This window comes from Microbacterium mcarthurae (genome assembly GCF_046064585.1).
Lineage (GTDB): Bacteria > Actinomycetota > Actinomycetes > Actinomycetales > Microbacteriaceae > Microbacterium > Microbacterium mcarthurae.
The window spans coordinates 571,083-591,496 of the sequence record NZ_JAROCE010000001.1 but is presented as its reverse complement, the minus strand read 5'-3'; the positions used below and the strand labels follow the sequence as shown (position 1 = coordinate 591,496).

The following is a 20,414-nucleotide window of genomic DNA, read 5'->3' as shown; positions in this document are numbered from 1 at the left end:
TTCCCGGCGGCGTGACGGTCGCCGTCGCGCACGCAGACGCGTTCGTGTACGAGTGCGGCCCGCGAAAGTCGACGTCGGAGCGCTGAGCTGCGCCGCGATAGCCGCGCTCAGGCCGTGAGGAACCACCACCAGATGAGCAGCATCGTCGTGCCGAAGCCGGCGATCTGGTTCAACCAGAGGAATCGGTTCCAGCCCGCCGTGGCGGTGTCGGAGGTGGCATCCGTCACATTCCGGTAGGGCCAGCACACCACGAGGTACGGAACGACCAGCAGTGCGGCGAGCGGCCCGGGCCAGGCGGTCAGCAGCATGGCGACGCCGGCGAGGGCGTAGGCGGCGAGGGCGAAGCGCACGGTCCACCGAGCGCCGCGCGCCGTGGCGATGGACGAGATGTCCGCGGCGCGGTCAGCCTCGACGTCCTGCACGGCTCCGAAGGCGTGCGAGGCGATGCCCCACAGTGCGAAGGCGACGAGCAGCGCCACGAGCTGCCACGTCCAGGTCGCTCCCGCCAGAACGAGTCCGTAAACAGCGGGCGAGAAGAAGTGGATGCTGCTCGTGAGCGAATCGGCGAAGGGACGCTCCTTGAGCCGTAGCGGCGGGGCCGAGTAGAAGACCACGAAGAACAGGCTCAGCGCGAGCACGAGCCACGAAAGAGGCGATCCCACCACGACGAGGAACACGGCGAACGGCAGGCACGATAGAGCCGAGGCCCAGAGCGTGATGGGGTGCATGCGCTTGGCGAGCACCGCGCCGTGCGTGCCGCCCTTGCGCGGATTGCGCAGATCGGACTCGTAGTCGAAGACGTCGTTCACCCCGTACATCGCGAGGTTGTACGGAACGAGGAAGAAGAGGATGCCGACGACCAGCACGGCATCGACCTGCCGTGTCGTGAGCAGATAGGCAGCGGCGAAGGGGAACGCGGTGTTGATCCAGCTCACGGGACGCGACGACACGAACAGTTCCCGCAGGACGCGCCCGGGAGTGAGGGCAGGGGGAGTGGTCATGCGCTTTTCCTTCGGGGGGAGACGAGCGAGAAGATCGCGGGCACGAGGAAGGCCGCGCAGACCGGGTACGCGAAGTCTTCGAGCGGGGCGAGGCCGATCCTCAACCCGCTCAAGTGCTCCGGCGGGTACGAGAACAGGTTCACCGCGATCATGACGTTATCGAAGACCGCGGTGAGAAGGACCAGGACCCCTGCCGTCCAGGCGGAGGCGCGCATCCGCTGCGCGAAGCGTGGCCGGGTCGCGCTGGCAGCCGTGACGATGATCGTCAACAGCAGAAAGGGCAGCAGGATGAGGGGATACGTCATGGTGCGTGCTCCTCGCGGCTGTCGGCGGCGCGGGCGGAGGCATCCCGGTTGCCGGCGCGACGATCGAACACCGTCCAGAGCACGATCGTCAGGTAGCTGAGGAAGATCAGGAAGAAGATCTCCTCCAGCGGAAGGTGCGGGGCCAGGTCGATCCCGACGAACAGCGGACTATCCCCTTTGACGAAGACCCCCGTGACGATGCCCAGGACGTCCCACGCCAGGAAGAACGCGGTGCCCAGGGCGACCGCGAGAACGGTTCGCCCCGGCGCGGTGCGCAACGGAAGGTGGTACTTGATGTCGATGGCGATCATCCCGGCGAGCGAGAAGAGGATCGCGCCCAGGTAGATCCCGGGCACCTCAGACCGCCGTGCGCGCCGGCTCGTTCAGAGGACCCGCCGTGCGGTCACCCGTCATGCGCTTGACCACGAGTTCCGCCGAGATCAGGCACATGGGGAGACCGATGCCCGGCAGTACCGAGGTCCCCGCGTAGTACAGGTTCGATACCTTGCGCGAACGGTTCTTCGGCCGGAAGATCGCGCTCTGGCCGAGCGTGTGCGCGAGCCCGAGGGAGTTGCCGTGCCACGCGTGCAGGTCGGTGGCGAAGTCCTCGGGGGCGATGGTGCGGCGCACGACGATCCGCTCGGCGAAGTCCGGGATGCCGGCCCACTCACCGATCTGCGCGATGACGCGGTCGGCGGCCGCCTCAATGCGCGGGTCGCCGGAGCCGTCGACGCCGCCGCGACCGCTGACGGGATCGGCGGGGACGGGAACGAGGACGAAGAGGTTCTCGTGTCCCGCGGGCGCCACCGAGTCATCCGACGCGCTGGGTCGGCACACGTAGATGGATGCCGGATCGGGAATCCGCTTGTTCTCGCCGAAGATCGCGTCGAAATTGGTGTGCCAGTCGTCGGTGAACAGCAGCGTGTGGTGGGGGAGCTGGGGCAGCTCCCCTTCGACGCCGAGGAGCAGAAGCAGCGCCCCCGGGCTGGGCACGCGGTCCTTCCACCACTTCTCGGGGTACTGGCGGTCGCCCTCTTCGAGGAGCTGCGTCTCGGTGTGGTGGAGATCGGCGCCCGAGACCACGGCATCCGCGGCGACCACTCGACCGTCGGCGAGGCGGACACCACGGGCGATCCCGTCGTCGGTGATGATCGCTTCCACGGGGACGCCCGTTTCGATGCGGACCCCGCGCTCGCGGGCGAGGCGTTCGATCGCGGCGATGATCTCGGTAAATCCGCCGCGCGGGTAGAGCACGCCGTCTCCGAGATCGAGGTGGCTCATGAGGTGGTACAGGCTCGGCACCTCGAAGGGGGAGCCGCCGAGGAACACCGAGGGGTAGGCGAGGATCTGCTGCAGGCGCGGGTTCGAGAAGTCGCGGGTTACCCGCTTCCACAGCGTCTGGGTCAGCAACGGGATCAGCGTCGGGAGGCGCTTGACGAGCGCGGGGTCGCGAAGGCCCTGGGTCGACGAGTACGTGTCGTACAGGAACTTCGACGTCGACAGTTCGTAGGCGTCCTTGGCCGAATCGAGGTACGCCTCGACCTTGTCGCCCGAGCCCGGCTCATGCTCCTCGAACAGCGCACGGACGGCCTCGCGACCCGAGATGACGTCGATCGGCTCGCCCTTGCCGGGAGGGCCGTAGACGCGGTAAGCCGGGTCGAGTCGAACGAGGTCGAGCTGCTCCGCGGCGCTCGTGCCGAGCAGGCGGAAGAAGTGATCGAACACCTCGGGCATGAGATACCAGCTGGGGCCGGTGTCGAACCGGAACCCGTCGCTCTCCCACGACCCGGCGCGGCCACCGAGCTGATCACGGCCTTCGAACAGGTGCACCTCGTGTCCTTTATCGGCCAGGAGGGCGGCCGTGCCGAGTCCGGCGATACCGCCTCCGACGACGACGATGCGCTGCGAGGTCATACGTGGGCCCCTTTCGGTGGGCGGCCAAGGAAAGCGCGTGCGGCGAGCGTCGCCTTCACGCCGTCGGGGACGCGGACGCGAGGGGCGCCCGCGGGCGTGCGGCGCAAGCGCCGGGAGAGCTCGGCGAACAGGTCGTGCGCGGCCGTCACTGCGCGACGGCAGTCCGGCGGCAGGAGCGGCACGGTGGCGGCGGCGGCGGCGAGGTCGGCGTCGATGCGATCGAGCACAGCGATGCGCCGCTCGTCGCCGGCGGCACCGTCGAGGTAGTCCCGGCCGAGGCGCGCCGCGTCGTCGTCGAGGTCGCGCAGGAAGTTCACGTCCTGGAAGGCGGCGCCCAGACGTCGTGCGCCATCGACGAGATCAGCGGCGGGGCGCGCAGGTGCGGACATCCCCGCATTCAGGAAGACCTGGAGGCACATCAGCCCCACCACCTCGGCCGAGCCGTAGACGTAGGCGTCGTGAGAGGCGTCGTCGTGGGCGGAGGTGTCGAGGTCGGTCCGCATCGACGCGAAGAACGGGGCGATGAGGTCGTCGCCGATGCCGCACTCTCGCGCGGTGCGGGCGAAGGCGTGCACCACCAGGTTGGCGCTGAAGCCCGAGGCGATGGCATCCCGCACCTCGGTTTCGAGCGCGTCGAGTGCCGCCCTCTCCTGCGCGGGGCTCAAGCCCGCGTCGTGAGCGGGGCCGTCGACGATCTCGTCCGCCACTCGCACCAGGGCGTAGATGTTGCGGACGTGCGGGCGCGGGCGCGGTCCGAGCAGGCGACAGGCGAGGGCGAAAGACGTCGAGTAGCGGTTGATGACCGCGGCGGCGGCATCGTCAGCGGTCCGCGAGTACAGCGCGAGGCCGGTGGGGGTGGTGCTCACGGAACCCTTCCCTGAACGGCGTCGACCAGGTCTCGCAGCATGTCGCGGCAGTCTTCGGGGAGGGTGGATGCCGTGACGATGGCGCGCGCTTCGTCGAGGGTTTCGCGGACGAGCTCCTCCAGCCGTGCCCGGGCTCCCGAGGCGCTGAGCGCCCGCTGCGCGGCCCGGACAGCGACAGGCCCGGTGTGCGCCTGTGCAAGGGCCGCGCTCACCTGCGGCCACGACTCGGTCTCACGGGCGAGGACGATGAGGTGCGTCTTCTTCGCCTCGCGAAGATCGCAGCCCTCGTCCTTCCCCGACATCTCGGACGAGCCGAACGCTCCGATGAGGTCGTCGACGAGCTGATAAGCCAGCCCGAGGCGCTGACCGAAACGCTCGAGAGCGGCGCGTGCGGGGCCATCGGCACCGGCCAGGACCGCCCCCGCCTCCAGGGGTGCGGAGAACGAGTAGACCGCGGTCTTGTCGTGCGTGGTCCGCAGGATCGTCTCGGCGTCGATCTCTCCGGCGGATACCGCATTCTCGACATCGGCGAGCTCTCCCGCCGCCGAGACCAGTACGGCATCCTCCAGGAGACTCAGGAGCTCGCTCCGGGTGGCGGAGGGAAGATCGACGAGGGCGATCAGCCGACTGGCCTCGTGCAGCAGGAGGTCGCCGGCCAGGATGCCGGCGGCGTCGCCGAGGAGCGCTGCGCCGGAGGCATCCGCTCCTCGCGCGCGTCCGCGCGCACGGAATTCTCCGCCGACGTTGGCCACGCCACGTCGCTCGGTGTCGTGATCGATGACATCGTCGTGAACGACGAAGGCGGTGTGCAGCAGTTCGAACGCCGCCGCGACCTGGTAGACGGACGTGCGGTCGGCCTCGCGTCCTCGCAACGTCTCGAAGGCTGCGACGACGAGGAGCGGACGGAATCGCTTGCCGCCCTCGGTCGATCGGGCGATCGCGGATGCCAGGGCGCGGGCGCCGTCGCCGTGCTCACGAAGCCGACGAGCGAGGCGGGCCAGGACGGCATCGATCGCGTCGTCGATCGCCGCGCGTGCGGTCGGGGCGGTCGACAGCGCGATCATGATGCCGCCCGCACGACCGGTGGGTGCGTGAAGAGGTGGAGCTGCTGCGCCTGCAGGACCAGCCACGGACTGAATGCCCACGGCGTCGCCTCGAGCGCCGCCGCGAGGTCGGCGGGGTCGACCCACCGGTATTCGGCGACCTCCGCAGGGTTCAGGCGCGGCTCCTCGTCGGTGCGCGCGACGTACACGGGGCAGATCTCGTGCTCGACGATGCCGCTGGCATCCACGGCGCGATAACGGAAGAGGGGGAGGGCGAGTTCCACGTCACGGAGGGACAAGCCCACTTCGAACTCCGCGCGACGATGCACCGCGTGCAGCACAGGCTCAGCCGGTCCGGGATGTCCGCAAAACGAATTCGTCCAGACGCCGGGCCAGGTCTTCTTGTGCAGTGCGCGACGGGTGACGAGCACCTGCCCGTCCGCGTTCATGACGTGGCACGAAAACGCCAGATGAAGGGCCGTGTCGGTGTCGTGCACGCTGGCTTTCGGGGCCGTGCCGATCTCGTTGCCCCAGTCATCCAGGAGGACGACATACTCGGTCTCGCTCATCGTTCCTCCCATTTGCTAGTTTAGCTAGCGATGTCTGCCGACTATACCCAGAGCGCAACGGAGGTGTCCACCGTGCCCCTCGGCGAGCCGTTTTCTGGTACGCGGACCGGTGTGCTGCGCGCGATGGAGTCGGTGCGTGCGCTCAGTGACGCCCTCGACCGGATGAACAGCGAGATGAAGGGCGACATGGACATGAACGCCAGCGATCTCGCGACGCTCCGCATGCTCGTGATCCGCGAGCAGCGCGGCGAGATGGTGAGTCCGCACGACGTCGCCTCGCACTTGAAGATTTCGACCGCATCGACGACAAAACTCCTCGACCGGCTGGCGGCCGCGGGCCACCTCGAGCGACGCGCTCATCCCTCGGACGGTCGAGCGCGCGTGGTGGTCCTCACCCAGAAGGCCCGCACCGAGTTCTTCCGCCACTTCGGCGCCCACTTGTCGTCGATGCGCGAGGTCGCGGAGCGCTACACCGATGAGGAGCTCGCCACGATCGCCGACTTCGTCAACCGGTTGAGCGACGCCATCAGCGTGAGCGATTGAGCGCGCCCCGCGCCACGCGCAGCCCCACGTCGTCGAAGACGGCACGCGGACTCGCGCCGCGCCGAGTCGTGGCGCGGACGAGGGCACGCGCGTCGCTCCACGCGCCGCCCCGGAACACGCGCGCGTCGCTGGTGTCCGGCGCGAACAGGTCCCAGCACCACTCGGACACGTTCCCCAGCATGTCGAACAGGCCGTGCAGGTTCGGCAGGCGGCCCCCGACATCGACGGGGGCGCGCAGACCGTCACCGCCGGTCCAGGCGATCTCGGCGATCGGCCCATACGTCGCCCCGCTGGACCCCGCGCGGCACGCGTACTCCCACTCGTCCTCGGTGGGCAGGCGAAAGCCGTCCGCCTCGGTGTCCCAGTCGACGACCTCGCCGTCGTAGGAGTACACCGGGTCGAGACCCTCCCACTCCGACAGGGCGTTGCAGAAGCGCACGGCGCGCAGCCAGCTCACCTGGACCGCCGGGCGGCGGGGGTTCTGGGCGGTGATGCCGAGCACCTCGGCCATCTGCTCCTCGGTCACGGGGTAGACCCCCAGGTCGAACTCCTCCACGACGATCTCGCGCCGGTCGGCACCACGCTGATCGCCCCGCAGCACGCTGCCTGCGGGGATGCGGGTCATCTCCACGTCGCTCATGTCAGGGGGAGCATCCACACATCGGCGTTCCCGGTCAGGAAAAGCCGGGTCTCGCCGCTGTCGAAGGCGCAGTTGCTCACCACGTGGGGCGTCGGAACGACCCCCAGGCGGGCTCCTGTCTCGTCGACGATGACAACGCCGGCTTCGCTGCTGATCCATAGCCAGCCGCGGCTGTCGACGGCAAACCCGTCCGGGATGCCGGCATCCACCGTCGCGAACGTGGACGGGGCGCCGAGCGTCTCGCCGTTCCAGGCGCACGCGGCGATGCGGGGCAGGCCGTCAGGATGGGATTCCGCGACGTAGAGGGTGGACTCGTCGGGGCTGAAGCCGATGCCGTTGGGCGCGTCGAGGTCGATCATGCGCTCGAGGGGTCGCCCTTCTTGCCAGCGGTACACGCTCTGGTGATCCAGCGACGGTTCGGCCGGATAGCCCTCGCGGGGGTCGGAGATGCCGTACAGCGGGTCGGTGAACCACACGGCACCGGTGCGGTCGATGACGAGGTCGTTCGGCGAGTTCAGCGGCATCCCCTCGTACGCATCGGCGAGCACGTGCGTCCCGTTTCCGTCCGTGCGGCTGATCGCGCGGCGGCCGTGCTCGGCGTGCACGAGGCGCCCCTCGGCATCCACCGCGTTGCCGTTCGCGAACGCCGACGGGTCGACGATCGCGACGACACTTCCGTCTTCTCGCCACCCGAGGGTGCGGCGGCCGATGACGTCGCTGAAGACGAGCATCCGTTCCTGCTCCCACCAGACAGGCCCCTCGGCCCAGCTCGCGTCCGAGTACAGCGACAACACGCGTGCGGAGGGTGAGATGACGTGGCGCAGGCGATCGTCGTACACGCGCGGTCGCGCGACGTCGACAGGGGAGGGCTCCCGCCTCGTCTGCAACAGTCGTCCGTCGATCGTCGATGAAGTCGGCATATGCCCAGTGAAACGGTCGCCGGCAGAAGCTGCAGCCGGGTTGACGGGCCCGCGCAGGATCAGACAGGCCCGCCGAACGGGTGTGCGGTGGATGCCGGATCCTTCTCAGAACATGAGAGGCGCGCTCAGTACGGTCGGCTCGGCGAAACATCCTCGGGCAGAACGAAGCAGGGTGAGAAAGACAGGATCTGAACGAATGTCTTGTCCACGGACAGCGCCACGAGGTACCCCTCCCCGTCGCTGCCAATTACGTGGGCACTGGGCTGGCTGTCGGGCGTGAGGCCCGTCTCGGTGGTGTAATAATCGCGGCCGTCGTACTGCTCGGCGATCTTTTCGGTAACCGCTGCCCCGTCGTAGACGGCCCCTGAATTCAGCAACACCTTGGTCTGGCCTGACCAGAGATAGTCTCCCTCTCTACTGCACGACATGAGAGCACCGCTCGGATTCTGGTCGATTGATGCCACCTGCTCAGCAGGCACAAAACCCGCCAGAGTCTTCTCCATTCCCTGGGCGATCGACTTGGCCTCGTCTATGGTGACTTTGTCATCCACCTCGGCGTCTCCTTTCATCGGGCTGCAGCCGGTCGCGATCAGCAGCAAGAGAGCAACAGCTATCGTCCCTATGCGCGGTCTCATCGTTCAATCTCCCGAAGCATGTGGAACAGGGCGGTCTGATTTTCTGGGTTGTCACTCGCGATGAGGTTGTGGTTCTCGATCGGCGTAGTGGTGAGGGGAATGGATGCTGGGGGTACTGGCGCGATGACGGCGTTGCGTGAGCTCGCTCCACTTGGGATGTAGAGCGTGAAGTCGCCCTCTCGAACATAGACGTGTGATTCAAAGACGCCCTCTCGTGTCGGAACCCGTCCGTCCCACACAGCGCCGGTTCCTTGGACTATCGAGAGAGCGTCGGTGTATCCCCAGTGGAAGTACTCTGTGCTGGAGCTTGGCGTCCACGCCGACGGTAGCCCGGCGCCCGCAAGAGAGTGCACCTGGGCATACTTCGCGCCCGCTACCTCCGACGACGAAATCCCCCCGAGTCCCCACGAATGACCCATCCCGCCCTGTTCGGCGGCCGCTGCCTCAGACGAGGATGACAGGAGTTCATGCTGGAAGTCCGCGATCAGTCTCCCTGTGTCGAGGGCAGCGCCCTGGTCATTCGCCTCGACGATACGCGCGAAGTCCATTGCCCCGGATACCACGTCCTCTCCGGGAAACAATCCCTCCTTCCAGACGAAGGTAACGACGCGAGGGTCGTTCGTCCGAAGCCACCGTCCGACCTGCTGCACCTGATCGCCATAGAAGCTGTGGACGCTCGTAAACGTCCCGGGTACGTACGTGATGACGTCCGTCGTGTTCACATCGAGGGTCCCAATCATCTCAATGATGCTTTGAGAATCCGGCTCGTACAGGTAGAGCTGGACGTCTCCGTCTGCCGCTCGCTGCAAGTAGTCCAGCTGGCGCTCCAGCCGGCCGATAACGTCCCGCCACGCAAGGAAGTCTGGACCGCCGTGCGCGAGGGACAATTCGGACATGCGCCGGATCTCGGCTTCCACCAATGGGATGCGGTTTTTCGCATTCACCGCGTTGGCGGCGACGCGGTTCGCCGGGGGAACCCCACCCAGCGTCCCCACGATGACGGATGCGCCGAGCACCAACGAGTCGAGGGCGCCCGGGTTTGAGGCGGCGAGCTGTGTCCACCAGGCGTTGACCGCCGTGGCATCCGGGGGATTCGACGCGAACAGTCGGCGCCAGTCGTCGTGTGCAGCAAGGAGCGCGAGGGCGTCATCGGCCGTCCCCGCGCTGAGTTTCGCGAGGATGGCGAATGCGACACCGTCGGCGATGGCATCGTATTCGGTCGTCCACGCGGTGGAGGATGGTGACGTCCCAGCCGCGTTGCTGCTCGACAGCACGATGTCGGGCTGACTGATGGACGCCAGGTCGCGGCGCGCCTCTTCGATGGCGGCGTCTCGAAGCGAACGCAAAGACAGGCACGCGGCGATCAACTCCTGGTTGTGCGCGAACTGGCCAGGCCCCCATGTGTCCTCGGTGCTCCCGATGCCCATCTCGTCCGACGATGTGCGGTATCCGCGAACGGCGTCGCGCAAGCTTTCGATTTCTGCGCGAAGCGATGTCTCCTGGGCTCGTGCCAAGGCGAGCTGGTCGGCCAGCTCGGTCATGATCGCGGCGATACGCCGGACAGTTTCGGCGAAATCGTCGGCGGCCCGCGGCACGACCGACATGCGAGCGAGGAGTTCGGCGGCCTCCGGGGCGTCCCAACTTGCGGGAAGGGTGTTTCACGTCGTCGTGATCCGCTCGGCGGAGTCGGCAGCGGCATCTGCGCGGTGGCGGAGGGACTCCGCGGCGGCAGACAGCGCGGAGGGATCGATCGTCACCGAGGGGACGTTCGAGGGGGTCACGAGCGTCATCGCGCCAGTGCCTCTCGTCGCCCGGTGCCGGAGGTGCGGGGGAGCGGTATCGACGCTTCGGCACCGGATGTGGTGGATGCCATCTCGTCGTCAGCCTGCACATAGGCGAGAACAACCTGGCCAGCTGCGATCACAACGTCGCCGCCGTGTTGGACTGCGCCAGGGCCGGTGCGTCGCCGCTCCTCCGTTGCGCCCGTCAACGCGGAGGCGAGGTCGGCTTCTGTCGTGACAAGCCGCACCATCTGGTCGAGGTCGGCGACCGCCCCGCTCACGGATTGACCCAACGATTCCAGCGCCGACGCAACGCCGTCGGTCGTCGAGACGAACCCCGCCACATCGATCGAATACTGCCCGCCCATGCGCTCCATGCTAGGTAGAGGCTCGTCCGAAAGGCGGAGCTTGCACCGATCTGTGGACGACGCAGCCCGCACATCGGCCCTCTGAGGAGGCAGATGAGGCTGGAGAGGGGAAAAGGCGAAGGCCCCGAATCCGAGGATCCGGGGCCTTCATTTGTTGCGGGGACAGGATTTGAACCTGCGACCTCTGGGTTATGAGCCCAGCGAGCTACCGAGCTGCTCCACCCCGCGGCACAAGAGATAAACCTAGCATGGGTTTCGAGGTGTGTCGAATCGGCGTTGATTCCGAACCGTCAGGCGGGCCATGATGCCGGGATGCTGACCCCCACCGACGACCCCCATGACGACATCGCCGACGGGCGCCCCGAGAGCGCCGCGCAGCGCGCCGACCGGAACTGGGTCGACGTGCTCCAGGAGCTCCGCGTGCTGCAGACCGGCACCCAGATCCTCACCGGATTCCTGCTGGCGTTGGCGTTCCAACCGGCGTTCGCCGATCTCAGCCAGGGGCAGCGCATCGGCTACCTCGTTTTGGTCTCTCTTTCGGCCGTGACGGCGATCCTCGCGCTCGCGCCGGTGGCTCTGCATCGCGCCATGTTCCAGAAAGGCGTCAAGCCGTCCGTCGTGCGCTTCGGGCACCGGGCGCTCATCGCCGCGCTCGCCGCGGTCGCGCTCCTGCTCGGGGGCGTCGTCGCGTTCGTGTTCGACGTGGTCGTCGGCCTGGATGCGGCGATCGCCGCCGCGGTCGTCCTCGGCGTCGTCATCCTCGTACTGTGGGTCGTGGCCCCGGCATTGCTTCGCCGGGTCGGCGGCGGAAGGGAACGCGCATGACGCACGGCACCGTGGGGGTGGCGGTGGCGCAGTTCGCCCCCGCCGCGTCGAAGCAGACCAATCGGGATGCCATCGGCGATCTCGCTCGCGAGGCCGCCGCCCGCGGTGCTCGGGTGATCGTGTTCCCCGAGTACTCGAGTTACTTCATCGACCCGTTCGACGCCTCCCTGGCCGAGAACGCCGAGGACCTCGACGGCCCGTTCGTGACGGCGCTCCAAGCGCTCGCGGCTGAGCTCGACGTCGTGCTCGTCGCGGGACTGGTGGAACCCGCCGACGACGGGCGGCGCGTGCGCAACGCCGTCGTGGCCGTGGATGCAGCCGGCATCCGTGCCGTCTACCGCAAGCTGCACCTGTACGACGCGTTCGGTCAGCGGGAGTCGGACTGGGTGGCGCCGGGAGAGATCGCGCCGCCGGAGACCTTCGAGGTCGACGGCCTGCGCTTCGGCCTCATGACGTGCTACGACCTGCGCTTCCCCGAGGTGTCGCGGACTCTCGCCGACGCGGGAGTCGACGTCGCCCTCGTCCCCGCCGAATGGGTGCGGGGACCGCTCAAGGAGCACCACTGGACGACGCTGCTCACCGCGCGGGCGATCGAGAACACGTTCTTCGTCGCGGGTGCCGATCATCCTCCGCCCCTCGGCGTCGGGCACTCCACGGTCATCGACCCCCAGGGTGTCGCCCTCGCCACGATCGGCACCGCCACCGACGTCGCCGTCGCTCACATCGATCCCGGCGCGATTGCGCGCGTCCGCCGCGTGAACCCGGCTCTCGACCTGCGGCGCTATCGCGTCACCCCGCGCTGACCGGGGCGGTCAGGCCGGCGACAGGGCCGAGAGCCGCCGCGCCGCGTCCTCCAGCACTTCGACACGCTTGCACGCGGCGAAGCGGACGAGCGTGGCGTAGTCGGCGCGGTGCGCCGGGGAGGCGAACGCCGTGAGCGGGATGCCCACGACCCCCGCGCGCAGGGGAAGGTCACGGCAGAACGCGTCCGCGTCGACGGCGCCGAGCGGGGCGGCATCCACCACCGTGAAGTACGACCCGCCGGGTGTGCCGACGTCGAAGCCCGCGGCCCGGAGACCGGTGCCGAGCAGGTCTGCCTTCGCCTTCATCCGAGCGGCGATCGAGGCGAAGAACGCGTCCGGCAGGCGTAGGCCGGCGGCGATCGCCGGCTGGAACGGCGAGCCGCCGACGTAGGTGAGGAACTGCTTCACGGCAAGTACCGCCGACACGAGCGGCGCGGGTCCGGTCACCCAGCCGGTCTTCCACCCGGTCAGCGAGAACGTCTTGCCGGCCGACGAGATCGACAGGGTGCGCTCGGCGGCGCCCGGAAGCGTCGCGATCGGGACATGGGGGCCGTCGAACACGAGGTGCTCGTACACCTCGTCGGTGACGATGATCGCGTCGTGCCGGTGTGCGAGTCGAACGACCTCCTCGAGAACGGCGTGCGAGAAGACGGTGCCGGTGGGGTTGTGCGGGTCGTTGACGAGGATGACCCGAGTGCGGTCGGACACCGCGGATGCCAGGACCTCGAGGTCGGGCTGGAAGTCGGGCCACCGCAGAGGCACCGGGACGAGGCGCGCGCCGGCCAGCGCGACGCACGCGGCGTACGAGTCGTAGTACGGCTCGAACACCACGACCTCGTCGTCCGGGCCGTCGATCAGTGCCAGCAGCGTCGACGACAGGGCTTCGGTGGCACCGACCGTGACCAGCACCTGCCGCGCCGGATCCAGCTCGAGCCCGTAGAAGCGCTGTTGGTGTGCGGCGATCGCGGCGAGGAGGTCGGGGAAGCCGCGACCCGGCGCGTACTGGTTGACACCGTCGGCGATCGCGCGCCGCGCCGCCTCTACGACGATCTCGGGGCCGTCCTCGTCGGGGAACCCCTGCCCGAGATTGAGCGCGCCGGTCGCCGCGGCCAGCGCCGTCATCTCGGCGAAGATCGTCGGAACCGAGGAGCCGTCCGGCGCGACGAGTCCCGCGCCCGAGGCGGTGCGGCGCCAGGCGCCGGGGAGATCGTGCATGATGCGGAGGCCTCGTATCGGGAGGGGCGGCGGACGCCGTTCGGATCCTTCTCACCGTAGCCGAGCGTGCCGCGAGCACGCGGAAGGTGTCTTCGCATTCCGTTGCTGTGACACCCATAGACCGAACTCACCCGCGTCATAGGAAGAACACAGCATCCGGGGTCATGGTTGATCTCGCCTGGAAGAAGGAGCATCCCATGAGCGACACCACGGACGACCGTCCCGAGGGTACCGAGCACCGCCCCACCACCGACGCGGCCGCGCAGGGCGCGGTCCCCACGTCGCACGACCCCGCCGCCACCGACGGAGAGGCCCGCACCACGGAGTCCGGGACCGCCGAGGCCTCCGCACCGTCGGTGCCGCCCGTACCGACGCGTTCGCCCGCGGACGCCGCCGCCGCATGGCCCCCGCCCAGTCCGGGTCCGGCCACCGCATCGCAGGTGCAGCACCCTGCCGCGGCTCCGCAGCAGCCCGCGACCCCGAACCTCGGGACACCGCAGCACCCCGCACCCCGAGGCCCGGGGTACGCCTCCGCACCCGGTGGAGCGTCGGCTCCGACCGGGCAGGCCTTCGGCCCCGCCGCCGGGGCGTCGTTTGGTACCCACCCCACGCTGACCCTGCCCGAGTCGGAGAAGCAGAAGCCGCGCAAGAAGGGATCCGGCGCGAAGATCGCCGCGCTGCTCGTCGCGGCCGCGCTCGTCGGCGGTGGCGCCGGGCTCGGCGGCACCTACGCGGGCCTCGCCCTGTGGGGCGGTTCGGACGGCACCACGGCCTCCGGTCCCACCGCGATCACGGTCAACGACCCGGACGAGGTCAACGCGACCGCCGCCGTGGCCGCCAAGGTCGTCCCGAGCGTCGTCACGATCAGCGCCCGCGGCGCGCAGAACGCCGGAAGTGGATCGGGCGTCGTGCTCAGTGACGACGGCTACGTCCTCACGAACACCCACGTCGTGACGCTCGACGGGCAGACCGGCGACGCGCAGCTGTCCGTGACCACCTCGGACGGGCGTGTCTTCGCAGCCACGGTCGTGGGCACGGATCCCACGTACGACCTCGCGGTCATCAAGCTCGAGAACGCCTCCGACCTGACCCCCATCGAGTGGGCCGATTCGTCGAAGCTCAACGTCGGAGACAACACCGTCGCGATCGGAGCGCCGCTCGGTCTGCCGAACACCGTCACCACCGGTATCGTCAGCGCGCTGAACCGGTCGATCCAGGTCGCCTCGTCCGCGGCGCCCTCGGACGGCTCCGAATCCGACGAGGGCAGCGAGCCCGGCCAGGAGAGCCCCTTCTTCTTCGACTTCGGACAGGGACGCCAGACGCCCCAGACCAACCAGACGATCAAGATCGCCGTCATCCAGACCGATGCCGCCATCAACCCGGGCAACTCCGGTGGCGCGCTCGTCGACGACGAGGGCAAACTCATCGGCATCAACGTCGCCATCGCGAGCGCGGGCGGCTCGTCATCCGGAGGGCAGTCGGGCAACATCGGCGTCGGATTCTCCATCCCCTCCGACATCGCTCAGCGCATCTCGCAGGAGATCATCGAGAACGGTTCCGCCACGCACGGCCTCCTCGGTGCGAGCGTGCAGGATGCCGCCTCCGTCCAGGGCGCGACGACGACCGGTGCCTACGTCGCCGAGCTCACACCCGGTGGGGCGGCCCAGGCGGGCGGCCTGCGGCAGGGTGACGTGATCACCCAGTTCAACGGCATCCCCATCACCAACTCTGTGGACCTCACCGCGCAGGTGCGGGCCCTCGCGGCCGGTGCCGACGCCACGGTGACCTACGTGCGTGGCGGAAAGCAGGAGACGGCCGACGTGACGCTCGGGGCGATGGAGAACTGACATCCCCCTCCCCGACGCCACCCCGCGATAGGCTCGCGGGGTGGCGTCTTTCTCGTTCGGTGCGGGAAACGCGCGAAAACTCCGGCGCATCCCGCTGTATCTCGCGGGGCGGTTGCTGACGGCGGTGGTCCCGCGCTCCCGCGATCGCTGGGTGTTCGGGTGCGCGGTCGGCGTGGCCGACGGGGCCCTGGCACTGTGGCGTGTGGCAGACACGGCGGGGGAGCGGTCGACGTGGCTCGTCGCGGACGCCGCCCAGGCGAGGGATGCCGCCGACCTCGGCATCCGATCCGTTCGGCGGGACTCGCTTCGCGGGCTGTGGGAGACCGCTCGCGCGCGCGTGGTCGTCGTCACGCACGGGTTCGGCGACGTCAACCGCTACGCGGTCGCGGGAGCATTCGTCGTCCAGCTCTGGCACGGGATCCCGCTCAAGCGCATCGGTCTGGACTCGCCCGAGACCACGCGCAGCACGTTCCTTCCGCGGTGGAGCGCGGTGAACCGGCTCCTCGCCCTCCTGTACCGGCGCACGATGCGGCAGATCGCGCTGCTCCCGGCCGCCTCCCACCTCGTGCGCGGGCGGCTCGAGACGGCGTTCGGCCTCGACGATGCCCGTGTTCCCGTCACGGGGGAACCCCGGGTCGACGTTCTGTCGCGCGGCTCCGCGGAGGACCGCCGCCGTATCGCCCGCGCCGCGCTCGCCACCGCTCTCGACATCGATCTGGGCGATCGCCGGGTGGTGCTGTATGCGCCGACATGGCGCGACGGTGCGGCCGATCCGGCGATCCCGACCCCCGACGACTGGGCGTCGATCGACGCCGTCCTGGCACGACGCAACGCCGTTCTGCTCATCCGGCCCCATCCACTCGGCGCCGGTGAGTACCGCGCGCCGAGCGAGCGGGTCCGCATGCTCGGCAGCGATCTCGTCGCCGACGTGACCCCGCTTCTCCCGGGGCTGGACGCCCTCATCACCGACTACTCCTCGCTCGCCTTCGACGCGGGGCTCGTCCCCCTTCCCGTGGTGTTCTTCGCGCCCGACCTCGAAGCGTACGTCGCCCGTCGCGGGCTCTACGGGCGCTACCGTGACGTCGCCGGCGACGAACCGGCGACAACGTGGGAGGCGACGATCGCGCGCGTCGATGGCATCCTGGACGATCCGGCCGACGCGATCACCGCGTCCCGTCGTCGGAGCGCCGCCGTGCATGCCCACCGCGACGGACGCAATGCGGAGCGCGTGCACCGCGCGATCCGCGCTCGGTTGGACGCACCGTCGCGCCGTACGAGCCGCACAGCCGCGAGCCGAAGGAACGGACAATGACCGACGCACGCTTCCTGCTCGAAGACGGGCACGCTGCCCTCGAGATTTCCGGTTCCGGTCCGCGCCCGGCGGCCGTGTCGCTGCGCGGTCCACGGGCTCGGGTCGAGGCGCGCCTGCATGGCCGCGGTCGCACCTGGCGGGCGGTGCTGCCCCTGCGGGCGGCACGCTGGGGCGGCCCTCAGCTTCCGCTTCCCACCGGGGAGTACCGGCTGCACATCGACGAGGGGGACGCGACGGATGCTCTCCCTCCCGCCGCAGCGCTGCCTCTGACGCAGCTACCGGGTCTGCGCGCCGCGTGGGCCGAAGGGCTGCTGCGGGTCGGGCCGCCGGTCGATCCCGCTTACGACTCGGGGGAGGGACAGGCCGCCCTGGAACGCCGCTACGCGACCTCGCGGCAGCCCCTCGAGAACGCGGTGTTCTTCGAGAGCTTCTACGGGCGGACGGCCGGCTGCAACCCCCTCGCGATCGATCGGGAGCTCGCGCGGGTGGCGCCGACCGTCACGCGGTACTGGAGCGTCGTCGATCTTTCCGTGGCCGTTCCGGACGGGGCCGTCGCCGTCGTGGAAGGCAGCCCCGAATGGTGGCGCGCTCGGGCCGCTGCGCGCCTGCTCGTCGTGAACGATTGGCTGCGCCGCCGTTTCGTGCGCAAGCCGGGGCAGACGGTTCTGCAGACCTGGCACGGAACACCGCTGAAGCGGCTCGCGCTCCATCGTCCCGGCTTCGACCCGCGTCGCATGCTCGCGGTGATCCGAGAGGGCCGTCGGTGGAACATCCTCCTGGCGCAGAGCCCGTACGCGGCGCGCGTGCTCTCCCGCGCGTACGCGTTCCGCCGTCGGCCCGTCTGGGTCGAGGGGTACCCCCGCAACGACTCGCTGCAGACCGACGACGGCGCCACCACCCGGCGGAACCTCGGCATCGCGCTCGACGAACGCGTCCTGCTCTACGCTCCGACGTGGCGCGACGACCGCGAGGCCATGGTGGACTTCCTCGACCCCGCAGCCCTGGCCGCAGCGGCCGACGCGGTCGTCCTCGTGCGCGGGCACACCCGCACCCTGCAGCCGGGCGAGGACGCTCGAGGTCCCCGCGTGATCGATGTCACGGGATTCCCGGACACCGCGCGTCTTCTGGCCGCCGCCGACGCGCTCATCACCGACTACTCGTCGGTGATGTTCGACTTCAGCATCACCGGCAAGCCGATCTACTTCCTCGTGCCCGACCTCGAGCACTACCGGGGCGAGCTGCGCGGCTTCTACTTCGACCTGCTCGATGCCGCTCCGGGTCCCGTCGTGCGCACCCAGGACGAGCTGGAACGTGCGCTCGACGACGTCGACCCGGAGATCTTCCGCGAGCGCTACGAAAGGTTCCAGCGCGTCTTCGTCGCCCGCGAGGACGGGCGAGCCGGTGAGCGCGTCGTGGCACGCATCCTGGATCAGGGGCTCGTCGACCGCGAGTGACAGGATGCCGCCCGCTCAGGGCAGCGGGGTGTTCCGCCCACTGAGGCGGGACGTGTCGACGGTGTCGCGCGCTCCGCGCACAAGCGCCCACAGGAAACCCACGCCCCACGGCACATGCATGGAGGGCAGTACCGCGGCCGTCCAGAGCCGGTCGCGCCAGCCCCGGCCGCCACCGCGTCCCGACGCCACAGCACCGACGAGAACCGCATACGCGGCCACGGGGACGTGAGTCGCGGAAGCGGTGCGCCCCCGCGCGACCCCGGCGATCTGCAGCGCGCCGACGATCAGGGACACGACCGCGGCGATCACCAAGGCGGGGGGCGCGAAGAACCGGAGGGAGTTGCGACGTCCGTAGCGGCGCACGAGCTCTCCCCGCCACGCCCCGGTGGCACGGAACTGCCGGACGAGGCGGGACCAGCTCTCGCGCGGCCAGTAGACCACCGAGAGCGTCGGATCGAACCACACGCGATACCCGGCACGCCGGATACGGAGGTTCAGCTCCCAATCCTCGCCGCGACGGATCGATTCGTCGAAGCCGCCCACCTCCTCCAGCACCGCGCGCCGGAAGACGCCGAGGTACGCGGACTCGGCAGCGCCCTCCTCGGTACCGCTGTGGTACGCGCCCCCTCCGAGGCCGGCCCGTGAGTTGTAGGCGCGCGCGACAGCGCGCTGGAAAGGGGTGCGGCCGTCGGCGCGCATCACCCCGCCGACGTTCGCGGCACGCGTGCGCGCAAGAGTGGCGAGCGCCCGTCGCGTGTACCCGGGGACGAGCTCGGAGTGCGCGTCCACACGGACGATTGTCGGGTAGCGGCTCGCCCGGATCGCGAGGTTCAGACCGACCGGGATGTCGGCGGCCGGGTTGTCCACGAGCACCACACGAGAGTCCGCAGCGGCGATCTCCCGCGCGATCACGTCCGTGGCATCCGTCGACGGGCCGAGAGCCAGCACCAACTCCACGGGGCCGGGAACCTCCTGCGCGAGGGTCGAGGCGACGGCCCTCCGCAGATAACGCTGCTCGTTCAGCACGGGCATGACGAAGCTCACGCCGGCGTCGTCAGGCGGGACGGGCGCGTCTCGGCGGCCGGGAGTCGCGAGGTGCATCCGACGATCCTTTCACGCCGACCTGGCCGGTACCCTGGAACGATGTCTCTCGCCCGCGACGCCCGTCTCGCCGTGGGCCTGCTGCGCAAGGCCCTCGCCACCCGCCGTGCACGGATCGACCTGCGGCGCGCGCTCGCCGAACGCGCACCCCTGCCGCAGAAGCACTTCCGGATCGCGGTGTACTTCGCCGACGGACCCGTGAACATGTACCAGATGCGCCAGTGGTACGCGCCCCTGCGCGAGCTGGCGAACGAATGGCCCGTCCTGGTCATCTCCCGTGCCATCCGGGGAGCCGACGCACTGCTGCGCGACGATGCGCTTCCGGTGGCTTTCGCCCCGACGGTGGGAGACGTCGAGGCCGTCCTCGACGAGCAAGACGTGCGCATCGTGTTCTACGTCAACCAGAACACCCGCAACTTCCAGATGTTCCGCTACGGGCGCCGCTGGCACGTCTTCATCAACCACGGCGAGTCCGACAAGATGTACATGACGACGAACCAGTTCAAGGCCTACGACTACGCTTTCGTCGCCGGCGACGCGGCTCGCGCGCGGCTGGCCCGAACGCTGTGGGACTACGACCTCGACCGTCGGACCTTCTCCATCGGGCGCCCCCAGGCCGATCACTACTCGGGTGAGCTCCCGTACGTGCCCGATGAGCGCACCGTGGTGCTCTACGCCCCGACCTGGGAGGGCGACCGCCCCTCCGCCCACTACGGCTCGATCCTCACGCACGGCGAGGCGCTCATCTCCGCGCTCGCCGCCACGGGCCGCCACCGGATCATCTATCGGCCGCATCCTCGCTCCGGCGTTGTGGACCCGGCCTACGGCGCCGCCAACGAGCGGATCGTGTCGGCGCTCGCCGCGGCCAACGCCGCCGACCCCACCGCCCGTCACGTCCATGACACCGGCGCGGCGCTCGGCTGGCAGCTCGCCGCTGCCGACGTCGCCGTGGTCGACATCTCGGCGATGGTCTACGACCGGCTGGCGGCGGGAAAACCGCTCCTGGTGACACGTCCCGCCGATCCCGAGGCTCTGGTGGACGACAGCGGGTACCTGTCGTCGTGCGAATGGCTGGATGCAGATTCGGCGGGCGCCATCGTGACCCGGACCGACGAGGTGCTCGCCGACCCCGATGCGGTGGCCCGTCTGGATCACTGGGTGCGGTACTACTTCGGCGACACGACGCCGGGCGCGTCGACGCGACGGTTCCACGCCGCCGTGCGCACCCTCATGCAGCGGTGGGAGGAACGCGATGCGGCGACGTCGGTGTGA

Annotated in this window: 22 protein-coding genes and 1 tRNA gene; 7 read left to right on the top strand and 16 right to left on the bottom strand. The window is 69.5% G+C overall.

The features are described from left to right. Positions 1-107 precede the first annotated feature (107 nt). From P5G46_RS02950 to idi, 7 genes are read right to left on the bottom strand one after another with little or no spacing between them, the layout of a single operon-like run. Positions 108-1,001 (bottom strand): prenyltransferase, encoded by an 894-nt coding sequence (locus P5G46_RS02950; RefSeq protein ID WP_408904950.1) that lies wholly within the window; start codon positions 999-1,001, stop codon positions 108-110. Next, entirely contained in the window at positions 998-1,306 is a 309-nt protein-coding gene (locus tag P5G46_RS02945) for a lycopene cyclase domain-containing protein (protein ID WP_239273927.1), read from the bottom strand. Before P5G46_RS02945 ends, P5G46_RS02950 begins: the two co-directional genes overlap by 4 nt. Next, positions 1,303-1,662 carry a lycopene cyclase domain-containing protein gene (locus P5G46_RS02940; protein WP_408904949.1) on the bottom strand — a complete coding sequence of 120 codons (360 nt, stop codon included), beginning with the start codon at positions 1,660-1,662 and terminating at the stop codon, positions 1,303-1,305. Before P5G46_RS02940 ends, P5G46_RS02945 begins: the two co-directional genes overlap by 4 nt. Before the next feature lies 1 nt (position 1,663). Beyond that, a complete protein-coding gene (crtI, locus tag P5G46_RS02935; protein WP_408904948.1) occupies positions 1,664-3,220 on the bottom strand; it encodes a phytoene desaturase family protein in 1,557 nt (518 codons plus the stop codon). Further along, positions 3,217-4,086 carry a phytoene/squalene synthase family protein gene (locus P5G46_RS02930; RefSeq protein WP_239273949.1) on the bottom strand — a complete coding sequence of 290 codons (870 nt, stop codon included), beginning with the start codon at positions 4,084-4,086 and terminating at the stop codon, positions 3,217-3,219. The genes crtI and P5G46_RS02930 overlap by 4 nt, the downstream gene beginning before the upstream one ends. Continuing rightward, positions 4,083-5,150 (bottom strand): polyprenyl synthetase family protein, encoded by a 1,068-nt coding sequence (locus tag P5G46_RS02925; protein ID WP_408904947.1) that lies wholly within the window; start codon positions 5,148-5,150, stop codon positions 4,083-4,085. The genes P5G46_RS02930 and P5G46_RS02925 overlap by 4 nt, the downstream gene beginning before the upstream one ends. Beyond that, positions 5,147-5,698 (bottom strand): isopentenyl-diphosphate Delta-isomerase, encoded by a 552-nt coding sequence (idi, locus tag P5G46_RS02920; protein WP_408904946.1) that lies wholly within the window; start codon positions 5,696-5,698, stop codon positions 5,147-5,149. Before idi ends, P5G46_RS02925 begins: the two co-directional genes overlap by 4 nt. 30 nt (positions 5,699-5,728) lie before the next feature. On the opposite strand from idi, the gene P5G46_RS02915 reads away from it, so the two are divergent. After that, on the top strand, positions 5,729-6,241 hold the full coding sequence (locus P5G46_RS02915) for a MarR family winged helix-turn-helix transcriptional regulator (RefSeq protein WP_408904945.1): 513 nt from the start codon (positions 5,729-5,731) through the stop codon (positions 6,239-6,241). On the opposite strand, the gene P5G46_RS02910 is transcribed toward P5G46_RS02915, so the two are convergent. From P5G46_RS02910 to P5G46_RS02880, 7 genes are all read right to left on the bottom strand, one after another. Beyond that, on the bottom strand, positions 6,225-6,881 hold the full coding sequence (locus P5G46_RS02910; protein WP_408904944.1) for a formylglycine-generating enzyme family protein: 657 nt from the start codon (positions 6,879-6,881) through the stop codon (positions 6,225-6,227). The two genes, P5G46_RS02915 and P5G46_RS02910, sit on opposite strands and share 17 nt — an antisense overlap. Continuing rightward, positions 6,878-7,801: an SMP-30/gluconolactonase/LRE family protein gene (locus P5G46_RS02905; RefSeq protein ID WP_239273973.1), complete on the bottom strand. Its 924-nt coding sequence runs from the start codon at positions 7,799-7,801 to the stop codon at positions 6,878-6,880. Before P5G46_RS02905 ends, P5G46_RS02910 begins: the two co-directional genes overlap by 4 nt. 125 nt (positions 7,802-7,926) lie before the next feature. Next, positions 7,927-8,352 carry a hypothetical protein gene (locus P5G46_RS02900; RefSeq protein ID WP_408904943.1) on the bottom strand — a complete coding sequence of 142 codons (426 nt, stop codon included), beginning with the start codon at positions 8,350-8,352 and terminating at the stop codon, positions 7,927-7,929. An 80-nt stretch (positions 8,353-8,432) separates the two neighbouring features. Continuing rightward, on the bottom strand, positions 8,433-10,040 hold the full coding sequence (locus P5G46_RS02895) for a hypothetical protein (RefSeq protein WP_408904942.1): 1,608 nt from the start codon (positions 10,038-10,040) through the stop codon (positions 8,433-8,435). Positions 10,041-10,094: 54 nt separating this feature from the next. Beyond that, positions 10,095-10,226 carry a hypothetical protein gene (locus tag P5G46_RS02890; protein ID WP_375095478.1) on the bottom strand — a complete coding sequence of 44 codons (132 nt, stop codon included), beginning with the start codon at positions 10,224-10,226 and terminating at the stop codon, positions 10,095-10,097. Further along, complete coding sequence (locus tag P5G46_RS02885) at positions 10,223-10,585, bottom strand: DUF6507 family protein (protein WP_375095479.1); 363 nt, start codon at positions 10,583-10,585, stop codon at positions 10,223-10,225. The genes P5G46_RS02890 and P5G46_RS02885 overlap by 4 nt, the downstream gene beginning before the upstream one ends. Before the next feature lie 154 nt (positions 10,586-10,739). Then, positions 10,740-10,813, bottom strand: a tRNA-Met gene (locus P5G46_RS02880). An 84-nt stretch (positions 10,814-10,897) separates the two neighbouring features. Between P5G46_RS02880 and P5G46_RS02875 the strand changes: the two genes are divergently transcribed. Then, positions 10,898-11,410, top strand: a complete 513-nt coding sequence (locus P5G46_RS02875; protein ID WP_408904941.1) for a DUF6328 family protein — start codon at positions 10,898-10,900, stop codon at positions 11,408-11,410. Further along, positions 11,407-12,213: a carbon-nitrogen hydrolase family protein gene (locus P5G46_RS02870; RefSeq protein ID WP_375095481.1), complete on the top strand. Its 807-nt coding sequence runs from the start codon at positions 11,407-11,409 to the stop codon at positions 12,211-12,213. The genes P5G46_RS02875 and P5G46_RS02870 overlap by 4 nt, the downstream gene beginning before the upstream one ends. Positions 12,214-12,222: 9 nt before the next feature. Here the strand turns inward: P5G46_RS02870 and P5G46_RS02865 are convergent, their stop codons facing one another. After that, positions 12,223-13,428, bottom strand: coding sequence for an aminotransferase class I/II-fold pyridoxal phosphate-dependent enzyme (locus P5G46_RS02865; RefSeq protein ID WP_408904940.1), 1,206 nt, complete (start codon positions 13,426-13,428; stop codon positions 12,223-12,225). Between the two features lie 197 nt (positions 13,429-13,625). Here P5G46_RS02865 and P5G46_RS02860 point away from each other — a divergent pair, with 197 nt between their 5' ends. From P5G46_RS02860 to P5G46_RS02850, 3 genes are read left to right on the top strand one after another with little or no spacing between them, the layout of a single operon-like run. Continuing rightward, positions 13,626-15,275 (top strand): S1C family serine protease, encoded by a 1,650-nt coding sequence (locus P5G46_RS02860; RefSeq protein WP_408904939.1) that lies wholly within the window; start codon positions 13,626-13,628, stop codon positions 15,273-15,275. Positions 15,276-15,315: 40 nt separating this feature from the next. Beyond that, complete coding sequence (locus P5G46_RS02855; protein WP_408904938.1) at positions 15,316-16,587, top strand: CDP-glycerol glycerophosphotransferase family protein; 1,272 nt, start codon at positions 15,316-15,318, stop codon at positions 16,585-16,587. Then, positions 16,584-18,041 (top strand): CDP-glycerol glycerophosphotransferase family protein, encoded by a 1,458-nt coding sequence (locus P5G46_RS02850; RefSeq protein WP_239274011.1) that lies wholly within the window; start codon positions 16,584-16,586, stop codon positions 18,039-18,041. The genes P5G46_RS02855 and P5G46_RS02850 overlap by 4 nt, the downstream gene beginning before the upstream one ends. Positions 18,042-18,056: 15 nt before the next feature. Here the strand turns inward: P5G46_RS02850 and P5G46_RS02845 are convergent, their stop codons facing one another. After that, the gene (locus tag P5G46_RS02845) at positions 18,057-19,142 is read right to left on the bottom strand and encodes a glycosyltransferase family 2 protein (protein WP_408904937.1); all 1,086 of its coding nucleotides are present in this window, start codon (positions 19,140-19,142) and stop codon (positions 18,057-18,059) included. A 42-nt stretch (positions 19,143-19,184) separates the two neighbouring features. On the opposite strand from P5G46_RS02845, the gene P5G46_RS02840 reads away from it, so the two are divergent. Further along, complete coding sequence (locus tag P5G46_RS02840; protein ID WP_408904936.1) at positions 19,185-20,414, top strand: CDP-glycerol glycerophosphotransferase family protein; 1,230 nt, start codon at positions 19,185-19,187, stop codon at positions 20,412-20,414.